This window comes from Candidatus Edwardsbacteria bacterium (genome assembly GCA_018821925.1).
Taxonomy (GTDB): domain Bacteria; phylum Edwardsbacteria; class AC1; order AC1; family EtOH8; genus UBA2226.
The window spans coordinates 1-14,416 of record JAHJLF010000017.1 but is presented as its reverse complement, the minus strand read 5'-3'; the positions used below and the strand labels follow the sequence as shown (position 1 = coordinate 14,416).

The following is a 14,416-nucleotide window of genomic DNA, read 5'->3' as shown; positions in this document are numbered from 1 at the left end:
ACGGATAAATCATGCCCATTAATAAATTCATAACATACATCAAAGTCCAGCGCAACCTGGCTGACAATACCTGCCAGGCCTACCAGCGGGACCTGCGGCAATTCTTCGATCACCTCAAACACGAAAACCTGGACAGGATCGACCGCAATACCATCCGCAATTACCTGGGGATACTGCAAAGGCAGGGACTGGACAAGCGTTCGGCGGCCAGGAAGCTTTCGGCTATCAAGGCCTTTTTCAAATACTGCGCCCGGGAGAATATCGTTCCTGTCAATCCTGCGTTGGGCTTAAGATCCCCCAAATTGGACAAGAAGCTACCTTCATTTCTTTCCGAGAAACAGGCGGAAGAAGCTGTCCAAAACATCCAGGAAAAGCCGGAGGATACGGTTCGCAACAACGCCGTTATGGAACTACTCTATGGCAGCGGCCTGCGGTCGTCAGAACTGCTGGGCCTGAAAGTCGGAGATCTGGACCTCTCCGGCGGGCAGGTCAAAGTTATGGGCAAGGGCAGCAAACAAAGGATTGTGCCCTTAACCCGGGAATCCATCAGCACCTTGAAAAAATACATTGCCGGGCGGGAAAATTATGAGATTGTTTTTCTGGGGACGCGGGGAAAGACCCTTAATAGAAGGCAATTGCAGAGGATCGTTCAGGCCCGCATCCGGTCGGCCCATTACGGGGGCAAGGCCAGTCCCCATGTTTTGCGTCATTCGTTCGCCACCCATCTTTTGGACCGCGGGGCCGACCTGAAGGCGGTCAAGGAATTGTTGGGCCATGCCAATCTTTCCACCACCCAGATATATACCCACATCACCACCGATCGGTTGAAAAAGGTCTACCAGCAGGCCCATCCCCGGGCGGACGACGAAGGGGAGGAAACGTAGGATTGGGAAATAAATCGGATAACGTAGGGGCGAGGTAACCTCGGCCCTACGTTATTTTGACCTCACCCCGACCCTCTCCTAAAGCATTAGGAGAGGGAGAAAGGGGGTAAACCACCCCGTTGCAAATCAAATTCATTTGTGCTAAAATAGCCCTTTGTTTTGAAAAGCAAAACCCATCAACATATATTGCCGTGTGATCACGGCAGGAGGAGTTCAAATGTCCAAATACGTATATTTCTTCGGCGGTAAGTCGGCCGAAGGAAGCGCCAGCGACAAAAATCTTTTGGGCGGCAAGGGCGCCAACCTGGCCGAGATGTGCCATCTGGGGATCCCGGTCCCGGCCGGTTTTACCATCACCACAGAATTGTGCACCGTTTTCTACAAGAACAACAAGAAATATCCGCCGGAGCTGAAAAAGCAGGTGGAGACCGCCCTGGCCAAGGTGGAAAAGGTGATGGGCATGAAGTTCGGCGACAGGCAGAATCCCCTGCTTTTATCTGTGCGCTCCGGAGCCCGCAGCTCCATGCCCGGCATGATGGAGACCGTGCTGAACGTCGGCCTGTGCTCGGCCACCATCCCCGGAATGATAAAGAAGACCAACAACCCCCGCTTCGTCTACGACGCCTACCGCCGCCTGATCATGATGTACTCCGACGTGGTCATGGAAAAGGCCGCCGGCATGGAGCCCAAAGAGGGCCAGGGCATCCGCAGGCAATTGGACGATATGCTGGGCGAGGTCAAAAAGAACAAGAGCTATAAGACCGACGCCGATCTGACCGAAGCCGACCTTATCAATCTGTGCGACCGCTTTAAGGCCAAGGTCAAGGAAGTCATCGGAAAAGATTTTCCGGATAACGCCATGGATCAGCTGTGGGGCGGCATCGGAGCGGTGTTCTCCTCCTGGAACGGCAAGCGGGCCATCTCCTACCGCCGGATCGAGGGCATCCCCGACGAGTGGGGAACCGCGGTTAACGTCCAGGCCATGGTGTTCGGCAACATGGGCGACTCCTCGGCCACCGGGGTGGCCTTCTCCCGCAACCCGGCCAACGGCGACAACCACTTTTACGGAGAATGGTTAGTCAACGCCCAGGGCGAGGACGTGGTGGCCGGCATCCGCACTCCCAATCCCTTGAATGAGGACACCAAGAACGAGCAGAACAAGCATATGTCCTCCCTGCAGACCGCCATGCCGGAGGTCTACCAGGAGCTGAACGGCTTCAGGAACCGCTTAGAGAAGCACTACCGCGACATGCAGGACATTGAGTTCACCATCCAGGAGGGCCATTTGTGGATGCTGCAGTGCCGCATCGGCAAGCGCACCGGGACCGCCGCATTGAATATGGCCATGGACATGGTGGAGGAAAAGCTGATCACGAAGGCAGACGCCGTTACCAGAGTGTCCCCGGCCCAGTTGGACGAGCTGCTGCATCCCATCGTAGATCCGGCCGCCGAAAGATCGGCCCAGGTGCTGGCCAAGGGCCTGCCTGCCGGCCCGGGCGGAGCCAACGGACAGATAGTCTTCACCGCCAGCGATGCGGTGGCCTGGCAGAAGCAGGGCAAAAAGGTCATCCTGGTTCGCGAAGAGACCAACCCCGAGGACGTGGAGGGCATGAGGGCCGCCATCGGCATCCTGACCGCCCGGGGAGGGATGACCAGTCACGCGGCCTTGGTGGCCCGGGGCTGGGGCAAGTGCTGCATCGTGGGCAGCAGCTCCCTGCATATAGATGCCCAGACCAAGACCATGAAGGTGGGCGACAAGGTATTCAAGGAAGGTGATTATATCACCCTCAACGGTACTCGCGGCTATGTCTATGCCGGACAGCTGGCCATGGTGGACGCCACCGAGAATCCCCGTTTTGTAAGTTTCATGAAGTACGTCGACTCCTTCCGCAAGCTGAACGTCCGCACCAATGCCGATACCCCGGAAGATGCCGCCAAGGCCCGCGGTTTTGGGGCCGAGGGCATAGGGCTGTTCCGCACCGAGCACATGTTCTACGGCAAGAATTCCGAGGCTCCCCTGTTCTGCCTGCGCAAGATGATCATCTCCCAGAGCGTCAATGAGCGCCGGGCGGCCCTGGCTGAGCTATACCCCTATGTCAAGAAGGACATCAAGGCCACTCTGGAGGTGATGGACGGATTTCCGGTCACCATCCGTTTATTGGATCCACCGCTGCACGAGTTCGTGCCCAACGGCCAGGACGAGCGCAACAAACTGGCCCAAAGTCTTGGCATTACAGCCGAGGAGTTGAACAGACGGGCCGATGTTCTGCACGAATCCAATCCCATGATGGGCCACCGCGGAGTCAGATTAGGCGTCACCTATCCCGAGATCACCGAGATGCAGGTGCGGGCCGTACTGGAATCCACCGTGGAGCTGATCAAGGAGGGCAAGAAGATCAGGCCTGAGATCATGGTTCCGGTGGTGGGCATGAAGAACGAACTGGTGGACCAGAAGGCCATAGTGGACAAAATTTATGCCGAGGTATGCGCCAAGTACGGCGTCAAGAAGATAGATTACATGTACGGCACCATGATCGAGATCCCGCGGGCGGCTTTGATGGCCGGTAAAATAGCGGAGACAGCCGAGTTCTTTTCCTACGGCACCAACGACCTGACCCAGATGACCTTCGGCTTCTCCCGCGATGATATCGGCGGGTTCGTGCCGGATTACGTGGAGAAGAAGATATTGCCGGCCGACCCCTTCCAGATATTAGACCAGGAGGGCGTGGGCGAGCTGGTGGAGATAGGCATCCAGCGTGGGCGGGCCGCCAGGCCCAATCTGAAGGTGGGCATCTGCGGAGAGCACGGCGGAGAGCCGTCTTCGGTTGAGTTCTGCCATCGGGTGGGGATGAACTACGTTTCCTGCTCGCCGTTCCGGGTGCCGATCGCCAGGCTGGCGCTGGCCCAGGCGGCGATCAAGGATATGAAGCAGGCCGAGAAGAAGACAGCGAAAAGTGTGAAGCGTAAAGCGACACCTCGACGAAGCTTGGTGACCGCTAAGGCAAAGAAGGTTGCACCTCGACGTAGCTCGGTGCCCACTCCGAAAAAGGCAGTTAAGAAAAAAGGCAGAAAGTAATCTGACAAATTTAAAAGCCCCTTCAGCAATGAAGGGGCTTTTAGTTATTCACATAGTTTTCTCTTGATTTTTATTGCCTTGCGGGTGTATTCTTATAATGACTCGTTATTCTATAGGCATAAAATACAACATTTAAAATGCAAGTAATTAGAAAGTTAATTTTTAGTTATTGGAGTTGATATGAAAAATATTATTAGGCCAACATGGATTTCATTAGCTTTTTCTATGATATTATTTCCTAACACATTATTGAGCGCTACACAAGCAGAAGAGTATAAAACAATTTCTCTGCCAAACGGTGTATCTATTGAGTTATCAAATAATTGGGGTCCCTTATTGAATAATGAACGGGTAACTCTTGACAATTATGTAAAATTGTTTATAGAGTCAACGGGTCAAAAAAATCAATCCTCTGAATTGCCATTTGCAGCTAATTATTACGGCGAAAATGGTAGTGTTATAGGAATATTGAATCTTCGCTATTACCCACAACAAGAATTGTCTCAATCAGATGCTCAAAAAATGACAGACCAAGAAGTCAATTTATTGGACACTACACTTAAAAATGGTATTCACATAGGATTAAAAAAATCCAAATTAACCTTAGTGTCATGGAAAGGAACAACGAAAGAAAAAATCAATGGAATCACAGTATTTTTAACAGAATATTATCGTTCGTCTTCGATTAGTAAGAGCAACTTTCGGGTACGATTAATAAGAGTATTTGCAAAAGATAAGTCGTTCACTCTTACTATCTCTTATTTAAAAACAGCAGAAATGCTTTTAGAGCCAATAACGGATAGAATTATCGGGTCACTTAAATTTACACCAGATACTAAAAGAAAGAATTAAATAAATTACTCAAATAATGGCGACTCTTGCTATTCTATTTATTATTGCCATGCCCTGAAGGACATCGCTGGGCCTCTTAATGAGGCCTGTTTTTTTGCCCGAAGTGCGGTTTTGTGGACATTTCGCAATGACCGGAGGGATCTCACCGCTTCACATGTCATTATACATGGATTTTTCAGCGCAGGCTCTTCCCTCTCCTTATGCTTTAGGAGAGGGTAGGGTGAGGTCGGTTTATGACACACCCACTTCAGAAAGGGCAATACTTGTTAACCTCAGTGCAGGCTCTCGTTCCCCTCTTTTTAGAGGGGAAGGCAGTACCCTGGATTCCCGATTACTCGGGAATGACAATTGTGGGTTGTTTCGCTTCGAAAGTCATTCAAGGTGTAAATCTCAGTGCAGGCCCTGTATCCCCTATCTCTGTGGATAGCGGGGAAACCGGACACACCCACTTCGAAAGGGCAATACTGGCAAACCTCAGTGCAGGCTCTTAATCCCCTCTTTTTAGAGGGGAAGGGACCTGGATTGCTTCGTTTGCCAAGCATGCTGTTTTCTCGCAATGACTGGCTAACCTAAAAATCTTTGTGCCTTTGTGCCTCTGTGGCAAAAAAGTGGCGTCCCATAAAAATTAAATATTTTTCATAAATATATTGCAAAGTTGACATAAAATTTGGTATTATGTAAGTTATTGTAGATACACTAATAAGGTCATTTTTATCGCTACGTCGGAAAAAACAAAAATAGATGTAATAGTCATCGGCGGTGGTCCTGCAGGCATGATGGCGGCCGGAACGGCAGCCAAAGGCGGATCGTCTGTTGTTCTATTGGAAAAAATGCCTTCCCTGGGCAAAAAACTGCTGATCACCGGCCAGGGACGCTGCAACATCACCAATAACCTGGAAGTAAAGAAATTCATCGCTGACTGCGGTCCCATGGCCCGTTTCCTGTTCGGCCCGCTGACCCGATTCGGTTTTGAATCCACCTTAAAGTTCTTCGAGGAGCTGGGCCTTAAGACCAAGCTGGAACGGGGCGGGCGCTACTTCCCGGAGAGCGACAGCTCCCGCGATGTGCTGGAGGCCCTGGAGAGGTATCTGGACTCGGGAAAAGTGCGGGTGGTCACCAATGCCCGGGTTACCGGCATCATCAAGGAACGCCAGGGGTTCAGCGTCACGGCCGGAGCCGAGGCTTACCGGTTGAACAGGTTGATCATCGCCACCGGGGGCAGGTCCTATTCCGGCACCGGCTCCACCGGCGATGGGTATTCCTGGGCTTCCGCCCTGGGGCATACGGTCATTCCGGTGAAGCCATCGGATGTGCCACTCAATGTCAAAGAGGATTTCGTAAAAGAACTGCAGGGCTTAAGCCTCAAGAATGCGGAACTGACCTTTGCCCGCGGCTCAAAAAAAATAAAATATTTCGGGGAGATGCTGTTCACCCATTACGGCATCTCCGGCCCGATAGTGCTGGATGCCAGCCGGACGATCGGGCCATGGCTGGATGACGGCCCGGTGGACTGCCGGCTGGATCTGAAGCCGGCATTGGATGAAGAGACTTTAAATAGGCGGCTGCAAAGGGAGATTGTTGAATCGGGCAAAAAGACCTTCAAGATATTCATCAAGGAATATCTGCCGGCCAAGCTGATCCCGGTATTCATAGCACTGTGCGGGATAAGCGAAGACCTGAGGGTCAACCAGTTGAACGCCGGGCAGCGCAAAAAGATCATCGCCCTTTTAAAGAATATCCGCTTTACGGTGACATCCTTGCGGGGCTTCGACGAAGCGGTGGTGACGGCCGGCGGGGTGGACCCGGACCAGATAGATCAGGCCACCATGGAATCCAAAAAGGCCAAGGGATTATATTTCTGCGGAGAGATCCTGGACCTGGACGGGCCCTGCGGCGGGTACAACCTGCAGATAGCCTGGTCCACCGGGTTCCTGGCAGGCAAAAGCGCAGGGGAAAAATAAATGCCGAACCGAGCCAAAAGAGCCATACACATCATCTCCTTTGAGGAGCGGATAACCAGCTGGGTCAGGTGGGCGGTGCTGTTCCTGGCCCTGCTGCTGGTGACCCTGCGGCCCCAGGATCTGGCCGGGCATTATTTGGGCCTGTATCTGACCCTGGGCCTGGCGGCCCTGTACAATCTGCTGGTGTTCTTTGCCGGAAGAAGGGTGCTCAAATTCCTGAGGGCCTTCTGGCTGAGCCTGGTGTTCGATCTGGTATTCGCCAGCCTGCTGATCGCTTTTACCCTGGGGGCCCAAAGCCAGTTCTTCTATCTCTATTATCTGGCGATATTCATGGCGGCGGTCTCCGGCAACCGGCAGGCGGCCCTGAATGTCACCGTCCTGGCCTCGGGGATGTATTTTCTGGCCCTGATATGGAGGGGCGAACTAAGCTGGGACCAGTACTTTTTATACGACCTGCTGTTCAAGATCGGGCTGCTATCGCTGACCGCCTTCTGGGCCGGCCTGCTATCCGACCAGCAGAAGAAATGGCGGCTGCGAAACCAGGAGCTCAGCCAGATCGCCGACGAATGGACCAGGACGGCATCCGACATCCAGTCGGCCGCCCTGTTCGGGATGGGCGCCCTGCTGTCCTCGTCCCGCAACATCGAAGAGACCCTGAACCTGACGCTGGATGCGGTGCAGGACCTGCTGCAGGCCGACCGCTGCTCCATACTTCTTTTAGACCACGACTCCAATGAGCTGGTCTTAAGAGCCTCGCGGGGCATCCGGGCCGGGGCGGTGGGCAAGCTGAGGCTGAGGAGCGACCAGGGCATCGCCGGCGAGGTGCTAAGGACCGGCCAGCCGCTCAACGTGCCGGACACCAGCAAGGAGCCGCTGTTCGTTCCCTCGCCCAAGAACTACCATAACCGGATTCGCTCCATGCTGGTGGTCCCGCTGATAATCCGCGACAGGCGGATCGGTGTGATAAACATCTCCGAGGTCAGGGCCAACCGCAAGTTCAGCCAGAGCGAGCTTTCGGCCATGACGCTGGTGGCCAGCTATACCGCGGTGGCCCTGGAGAATGCCGGCATCATGGAGGAGAAGGAGAAGGAGGCCACCACCGACGGACTGACCGGGCTTCACAACTACCGTTACTTCATAGATGAATTCGGCCGCCGGCTGGAGCACTGCCAAAAGAAGCAGGCCATGGTTTCCCTGATCTGGTTAGATCTGGATTTCTTCAAGCAATACAACGATAATTTCGGCCATCTTAAGGGCAGCGAGATATTGAAACGCCTGGGAGAAATACTTAAGTCGGCGGTGGGGATGGAGGAGGCGGTTTATTTCCGCTACGGCGGAGACGAATTCGCTGTGATCCTGCCAGGCATAGAAAATAAAACAGCGGTAGAGAAGGCCGAGAATATAAGACATAGCATATACAGCACTGAATTTGCCGAAAGAAAGCCTGGGGGCAAGCAGCTTTCCGCCAGCATCGGGGTGGTGAGCTGCCCCGCTGACGGGCAGGAGTACCGGACCCTGATAGAAAAGGCCGATCAGGCCATGTATCACGCCAAGGAGAAGGGGAAGAATCAGGTGGCTTTCTGGCAGGATGATAAAATAATAATCAACAGGAGAGAAGAATGAAGCTGGCAGTGGTAGGCACCGGCTACGTGGGCCTGGTGTCGGGGGTTTGTTTCGCCGAATGGGGGCATCAGGTGATATGCGTGGACAACGATGCCGCTAAGATCGAGATGCTGAAGAAGGGCCAGATCCCGATTTACGAGCCGGGATTGAAGGAGCTGATGGACAAGAATCTTCAGCGTCTGGAGTTCAGCACCTCCATCGAGGAAGCTACCGATAAGTCCGATATCATCTTCATTGCGGTGGGCACCCCGCCCCGGGCCAACGGGGAGGCCGACCTTTCGGCAGTGGAGACCGTGGCCGCCACTGTGGCCCGCCGGATGAAATCATATAAACTGGTGGTGGAGAAATCCACCGTGCCGGTGCAGACCGGCGACCGGGTCAAACAGACCATGGCGGTCAACAACATAAACAAAGTGGAGTTCGATGTGGCCTCCAATCCGGAATTTTTAAGGGAGGGCACCGCCATCGAGGATTCCCTGAAGCCCGACCGGGTAGTGTTCGGCACCGATTCCGAGAGGGCCAGAAAAATGCTGCTGGAACTCTATTCTCCGCTGGGCTGTCCCATCGTGGCCACCGACATCCAGAGCTCGGAGCTGATCAAACACGCCTCCAATTCCTTCCTGGCCATGAAGATCTCCTTCATCAACGCGGTTTCGGTGATCTGCGAAAAATCCGGGGCCAACGTGGAGCAGGTGGCCGAGGGCATGGGGCTGGACCGGCGGATCGGCCGAAGCTTTTTGAACGCCGGGATAGGCTTTGGTGGCTTCTGCTTTCCCAAGGATCTGCAGGCCTTCATCCGGATCTCGGAAAAACTGGGCTATGATTTCAAACTACTGAAGGCGGTGGAGGAGATCAACGAGGATCAAAAGAATTTATTCGTCAAGAAGATCGAGGAGTTGGTGTGGAACATCTCCGGCAAGACCATCGGCATATTGGGGCTGGCTTTCAAGCCCAACACCGACGATATGCGATTCGCGCCGTCCATCGATATCATAGAAGCCCTGCAGAAGGACGGAGCCAAGATCAAGGCCTACGATCCGGTGTCCATGGACCGGGCCCGGCAGGTGCTGAAGGACGTTCAGTATTGCGATAATCCATATGACGTGGCCCAGGATGCCGACTGCCTGGTCATCGTCACCGAGTGGGACGAATTCAAAAAACTTGACCTGGTCAGGATCAAATCGCTGCTGAAAGTTCCGGCCATCGCCGACGGTCGGAATATCTTCGACCCGGCAAAAATGAAAGAGCTGGGGTTCATCTACCAGGGCATCGGCCGATGAGGATGCTGGTGGCCGGGGGAGCCGGCTTTTTGGGCTCCCATTTGTGCGACAGGTTGCTGGCTGATGGTCATCAGGTTATTGCCGTGGACAATCTGATCACCGGGAGTCTGGAGAATATCAGCCATCTAAAGGACCGCACTGATTTCTTTTTCATGGAACAGGATATCACCAAGCCTTTCAAGGTAGAAGGCAAGATAGAGTTCATCTTCGATCTGGCCTCTCCGGCCAGCCCGATAGATTTTGTGAAGATCCCCATGGATATCCTGCTGGTGGGGTCCTACGGCGTTCATAATCTTTTGGAACTGGCCAGGGAAAAGCAGGCCGGGTTCCTGCTGACCTCCACTTCAGAGGTCTACGGCGATCCACTGGTGCACCCCCAGAGCGAGGAATACTGGGGCAACGTCAATCCCATCGGGCCGCGCAGCGTCTACGACGAGTCCAAGCGCTACGCCGAGGCCCTGACCATGGCCTATCACCGCTATAGGAATATCGACACCCGGATCGTGCGGATATTCAACACCTACGGGCCGCGGATGCGGCTGGACGACGGGCGGGTGGTTCCCACCCTGATCGACCAGGCCCAAAACAACCGTCCCCTGACCGTGTTCGGGGACGGCAGCCAGACCCGCAGTTTCTGTTATGCCTCGGACCTGATAGAGGGCATCTACCTGAGCATGAAGTCAACCGAGCACCAGCCCATAAATCTGGGCAACCCTCACGAGATGTCCATTCTGGAATTCGCCCGGGCCATCAAAGAATATACCGGAACAAAATCCTCCATCGAGCACAAGCCGTTGCCGGCCGACGATCCCAAAGTGCGGCGGCCCGATATCAGCCGGGCCAAGAAGATGCTGAACTGGGAGCCGGTGATCGGCTTCGAGGAAGGCATCAAAAAGACCATCGACTGGTTCGCGGCAAAAAAATAAACAATAGCAGGCGGGATGCTGATAAACAAAAAGGTTCTTCCATATCTTCTTTTGGGATTGATTCTGCTAAACGGACTGTTGCTGAGGGTGGACGGCCTGAACTGGGGGATCCCCCGGGCGCCTTACTGGAAAGCCTATCATCCCGATGAAAGCGTGGCCTTTACTACCCTGATAAAAATGTCCGCTTCGGAAGACGGCCTCAACCCGCATTATTTTGTCAACCCCACCTTTCACTACTACCTGATAGGCACGCTGTGGTGGGCGGCCCAAACGGTAAATTTCGTCCCCTCCCCCAGGGAAATAATGGACGAGGCGCCCACGGTAACCCTGGATCACGTCGCCAGGATCTGGCTGACGGCCCGGTCACTCAGCGTGGCTTTGGGGGTGCTGACCATCTGGCTGACCTATCTGCTGGGCCGTGAGTTCTTTAAAAACCAGGCCTATGCCCTGGCCGGGGCCTGGCTGGCGGCCGTAATGCCGACCATGGTGATACAATCGCACTACCTGACGGTGGACGGTCCGGTGGGATTCTGGTTCCTGCTGGCGCTGTGGTTGGTGATCAAGGCTTTCAAGGATAAGCGGCTTTGGGTGTGGGCGGCCGCCGGGTTGGTATCAGGATTAGCAGTGGCCACCAAATACAACGCCCTGGCGGGTATTATATCTGTATTTAGCGTTCTTTTGATCCGGCAGATAATAAACCGTGATCAGCGAATTGAAAAGGCGCAGATCAAAATCCCGGTTTTTGCCGGCTGTCTGATCGCAGGCTTCCTGCTGGGATGTCCGTATTCGGTGCTGTCCTTCGGCGAGTGGAAGGGCGGAATAAACAGCCTGCTTACTTACAACGATTTTGCCACCGACTGGCTGTATCCCTGGCTGCACACCAGCCGGCATTCACTGGGTTGGCCCGGATGGATATTATTTCTGGCATCCCTGTCAGCGCTGGTTATAAAGCCCGATAAAACCGGCCTGATCCTGGCGGCCGGCATCCTGCCGTATTTCCTGATCTACGGCTACAAGGCTTCGCCCTTTATGCGGCACATGGTGCTGATAGTCCCTCTGATAATACTGCTGATCATATATGCCATGGAAAAGGCCGGGAGATATTTAAGGCACCGCAGTTTTTCATTGATAGCCGGCGTACTGATCCTTTTGACCTCCGGCTATGCCTTGGCCAACAGCCTGGCCTGGGTAAAGGTGATGTCCGGCCAGGACCCCCGGGAGGAAGCGGCGGAATACATCAAGCAGGGCGTGCCGCTGGACTCGGTTATCGGTTTGGCCGGCCGGCTCTGGTTCTACACCCCGCCCCTGGAGGAGAACCAATACCACCTGCTGCGACTGGATTACGATCCGGCCAAGCTGGAATATTTTCATCCGCCCCTGATCATCATCAGCGAATACGAGTCCAAACAGTACGCCTTCTGCCGGGTGGCCCCCGAGGTGCGGGATGATTTTTTTAAAATGCTGAAAACAGATTACCGGGTGAGCCGGGTATTCAACCGGGTACCACAGTGCTGGGGAATAAAATTCGAGGGATACCCGCTGGCCGACTGGAATTATTTCTATCCCGAGATAACCATTTACGAAAGGTCCCTTTAAATGAAACTTTCCGTGATCATGCCGGTCTACAACGAAAAGGCCACCATCGAAAAGATCATCGCCCGGGTGCTGGCGGTGCCCATCGAAAAGGAGCTGGTGATCGTTGACGATTATTCCACCGACGGAACCAAAGAGATTCTGAAAACATACGAAGGCCGGCCGGGCATTAAGATATCATACCACCCATACAATCTGGGCAAGGGGGCCGGGATCCGGACCGGCATCCGGGAATGCACCGGCGATATCGTCATCATTCAGGACGCCGACCTGGAATACTCGCCGGAGGAATATCCCCGGCTGATCGAGCCCATCGTGCGGGGCGCGGCCGACGTGGTCTACGGCTCCAGATTCTACGGCACCCACCGGGTGTTCATGGTCTGGCATTATCTGGGCAATAAATTTCTGACCGCCCTGACCAACGTCCTTTACAATACCATGCTGACCGATATGGAGACCTGCTACAAGGTGTTCCGGGCGGAGGTGATCAAAAACCTTAATCTCAAATCATTCAGGTTTGATATCGAGCCGGAGATCACCGCCAAGATATTCAAGAATCGCAAGCTGAGGGTCTACGAGATGCCCATCACCTACGACGGACGGGACTACGGTGAGGGCAAGAAGATCCAATGGTACGACGCCCTGCCGGCCATCTGGACCCTGATCAAATATCGGTTTGTAAATTGATGGGCCGAAAGAAAAAAATATCGGTTCAAAACGAAACTACGGCCGAAGGCGGTTTTGATTTTTCGGGATGGGCGGCAAAGCATTCCCGGTGGCTGCTGATCTCCGCTATGGCGCTGTTCATCTTGATCTCCATGCTGATGTTCGATCCCAAACCATTCGTGGGCGGCGATAATGCGGCCTATGTGTCGTTAGCAAAATCCCTGGCACAGGGGAAGGGACTAACTGAGATATGGACCCCGGAAGGGAAAGCCCACACCCAGTATCCCTTTGGATTCCCGCTGTTGCTGTCGCCGATATCATTGCTCAAACTGCCCTATGCTTGGTACAAGCTGATCCCCTGGCTATCGGGCCTTTTGTCCCTGTTGGCTTTCTGGCTTCTGATAAAGGACGACAAGAAAGTTCTTTACATAGCGCCGGTCTTTCTGCTGGCCCTCAATCCCTATTTTCTGGAATACACCCACTGGGTGCTGTCCGAACTGCCATTTACTTTTTTTATTCTGCTGACATTTCTGACCTTGAAAAAATGGGAAAAGAGCGGAGAGCATCTTTGGCTGGCTGGCGTCATTCTGTCCGCAGTCTTCGCTAATTACCTGCGCAGCACCGGGGTCGCCTTGTATCTGGGAATATTTGCATATTTGCTTTTCAAGAGGAAGTTCAAAGCGTCAATAATCTTTATAACCGGATGCATCGCGCTGACCCTGCCCTGGGCCCTGCGCAACAGCCATTACGGGACATCGGGCGGGTATCTGGAACAGTTCCTGATGCGGGACCCGTACCAGCCGGAGCTGGGCTTTCTGGGTGCCGGAGGATTGTTTCGGAGATTTTTTGCCAATATAGAAATATATTTCACCAATGTCCTGCCCCGGATGCTGTTCCCGGCGGCCGATAGCTGGGGGCTGTCCGGCGGCCTGGTGATAATAATGCTGCTTACGGTAATCCCGGCCATAGCGGCCCTGATCGTCAGGATCATCAAAAACCCCAAAGGCTACGATTGGTTCGTTCTTATATATCTGGGGATGTCCCTGTTGTGGCCGGAGGCCTGGTCAGATATACGTTTTTTACTGCCGTTGCTGCCGTTTCTGCTGTTATACCTGGTGCAGGCCTATCAATATGTTATTTCTTTCATGTTCAAAAGAAAGGCACTTTGGCCGGCAGTGATAATGCTACTTGTTATGGCTGCCGCAAATGTCTCGGCCAACTGGAACAGGATCGACAGTAATCTGCAGGCAAGAAAATATTACTCCCAGGATAAATATTCCGGTTACGATCCGGCCTGGCGCAGTTTCTTTACGGCGGCGGAATGGATCAAAAACAATACTCCGGAGAACATCATCGTGGTGTCCCGCAAGCCGACCCTGTTCTACCTGAAAGCGGAAAGAAAGGCCTTCTGCTATCCTTTCACTGCCGATCAGGATTCTCTATTAAGAGCCATAGAGAGGGCCGACCTGGTAATGGTGGAGCCGGTCAGCGGGACGGGGCAAAGATTTTTGATTCCGGCGGTTCAGCCGCTATTGGATAAGAAATATAAAATAAT

General features: G+C 53.7%; 10 protein-coding genes. All 10 read left to right on the top strand.

Going from position 1 to position 14,416, the window contains the following annotated elements; genetic code table 11:
- Positions 1–11: 11 nt before the first annotated feature.
- A complete protein-coding gene (locus KJ869_01785; GenBank protein ID MBU1575926.1) occupies positions 12–884 on the top strand; it encodes a tyrosine recombinase XerC in 873 nt (290 codons plus the stop codon).
- Positions 885–1,101: 217 nt separating this feature from the next.
- Positions 1,102–3,960 (top strand): pyruvate, phosphate dikinase, encoded by a 2,859-nt coding sequence (gene ppdK / locus KJ869_01780; protein MBU1575925.1) that lies wholly within the window; start codon positions 1,102–1,104, stop codon positions 3,958–3,960.
- Between the two features lie 180 nt (positions 3,961–4,140).
- Complete coding sequence (locus KJ869_01775; protein ID MBU1575924.1) at positions 4,141–4,812, top strand: hypothetical protein; 672 nt, start codon at positions 4,141–4,143, stop codon at positions 4,810–4,812.
- A gap of 773 nt (positions 4,813–5,585) precedes the next feature.
- Positions 5,586–6,773, top strand: coding sequence for an NAD(P)/FAD-dependent oxidoreductase (locus tag KJ869_01770; protein ID MBU1575923.1), 1,188 nt, complete (start codon positions 5,586–5,588; stop codon positions 6,771–6,773).
- Positions 6,774–8,396 carry a sensor domain-containing diguanylate cyclase gene (locus KJ869_01765; protein ID MBU1575922.1) on the top strand — a complete coding sequence of 541 codons (1,623 nt, stop codon included), beginning with the start codon at positions 6,774–6,776 and terminating at the stop codon, positions 8,394–8,396.
- Positions 8,393–9,676 (top strand): UDP-glucose/GDP-mannose dehydrogenase family protein, encoded by a 1,284-nt coding sequence (locus tag KJ869_01760; GenBank protein MBU1575921.1) that lies wholly within the window; start codon positions 8,393–8,395, stop codon positions 9,674–9,676. Before KJ869_01765 ends, KJ869_01760 begins: the two co-directional genes overlap by 4 nt.
- The gene (locus KJ869_01755) at positions 9,673–10,602 is read left to right on the top strand and encodes an SDR family oxidoreductase (protein MBU1575920.1); all 930 of its coding nucleotides are present in this window, start codon (positions 9,673–9,675) and stop codon (positions 10,600–10,602) included. The genes KJ869_01760 and KJ869_01755 overlap by 4 nt, the downstream gene beginning before the upstream one ends.
- Before the next feature lie 15 nt (positions 10,603–10,617).
- The gene (locus KJ869_01750) at positions 10,618–12,198 is read left to right on the top strand and encodes a glycosyltransferase family 39 protein (GenBank protein ID MBU1575919.1); all 1,581 of its coding nucleotides are present in this window, start codon (positions 10,618–10,620) and stop codon (positions 12,196–12,198) included.
- Positions 12,199–12,882, top strand: a complete 684-nt coding sequence (locus KJ869_01745) for a glycosyltransferase family 2 protein (protein MBU1575918.1) — start codon at positions 12,199–12,201, stop codon at positions 12,880–12,882.
- A 107-nt stretch (positions 12,883–12,989) separates the two neighbouring features.
- Positions 12,990–14,416 (top strand): glycosyltransferase family 39 protein (locus tag KJ869_01740; GenBank protein MBU1575917.1); only part of this gene is annotated, 1,427 nt, incomplete at its 3' end.

What these genes read in the sequence shown, in the direction of transcription:
- KJ869_01785 (MBU1575926.1), top strand. Translation starts at nt 12, where the DNA reads ATGCCCATTAATAAATTCATAACATACATCAAAGTCCAGCGCAACCTG.
- ppdK (MBU1575925.1), top strand. Translation starts at nt 1,102, where the DNA reads ATGTCCAAATACGTATATTTCTTCGGCGGTAAGTCGGCCGAAGGAAGC.
- KJ869_01775 (MBU1575924.1), top strand. Translation starts at nt 4,141, where the DNA reads ATGAAAAATATTATTAGGCCAACATGGATTTCATTAGCTTTTTCTATG.
- KJ869_01770 (MBU1575923.1), top strand. Translation starts at nt 5,586, where the DNA reads ATGATGGCGGCCGGAACGGCAGCCAAAGGCGGATCGTCTGTTGTTCTA.
- KJ869_01765 (MBU1575922.1), top strand. Translation starts at nt 6,774, where the DNA reads ATGCCGAACCGAGCCAAAAGAGCCATACACATCATCTCCTTTGAGGAG.
- KJ869_01760 (MBU1575921.1), top strand. Translation starts at nt 8,393, where the DNA reads ATGAAGCTGGCAGTGGTAGGCACCGGCTACGTGGGCCTGGTGTCGGGG.
- KJ869_01755 (MBU1575920.1), top strand. Translation starts at nt 9,673, where the DNA reads ATGAGGATGCTGGTGGCCGGGGGAGCCGGCTTTTTGGGCTCCCATTTG.
- KJ869_01750 (MBU1575919.1), top strand. Translation starts at nt 10,618, where the DNA reads ATGCTGATAAACAAAAAGGTTCTTCCATATCTTCTTTTGGGATTGATT.
- KJ869_01745 (MBU1575918.1), top strand. Translation starts at nt 12,199, where the DNA reads ATGAAACTTTCCGTGATCATGCCGGTCTACAACGAAAAGGCCACCATC.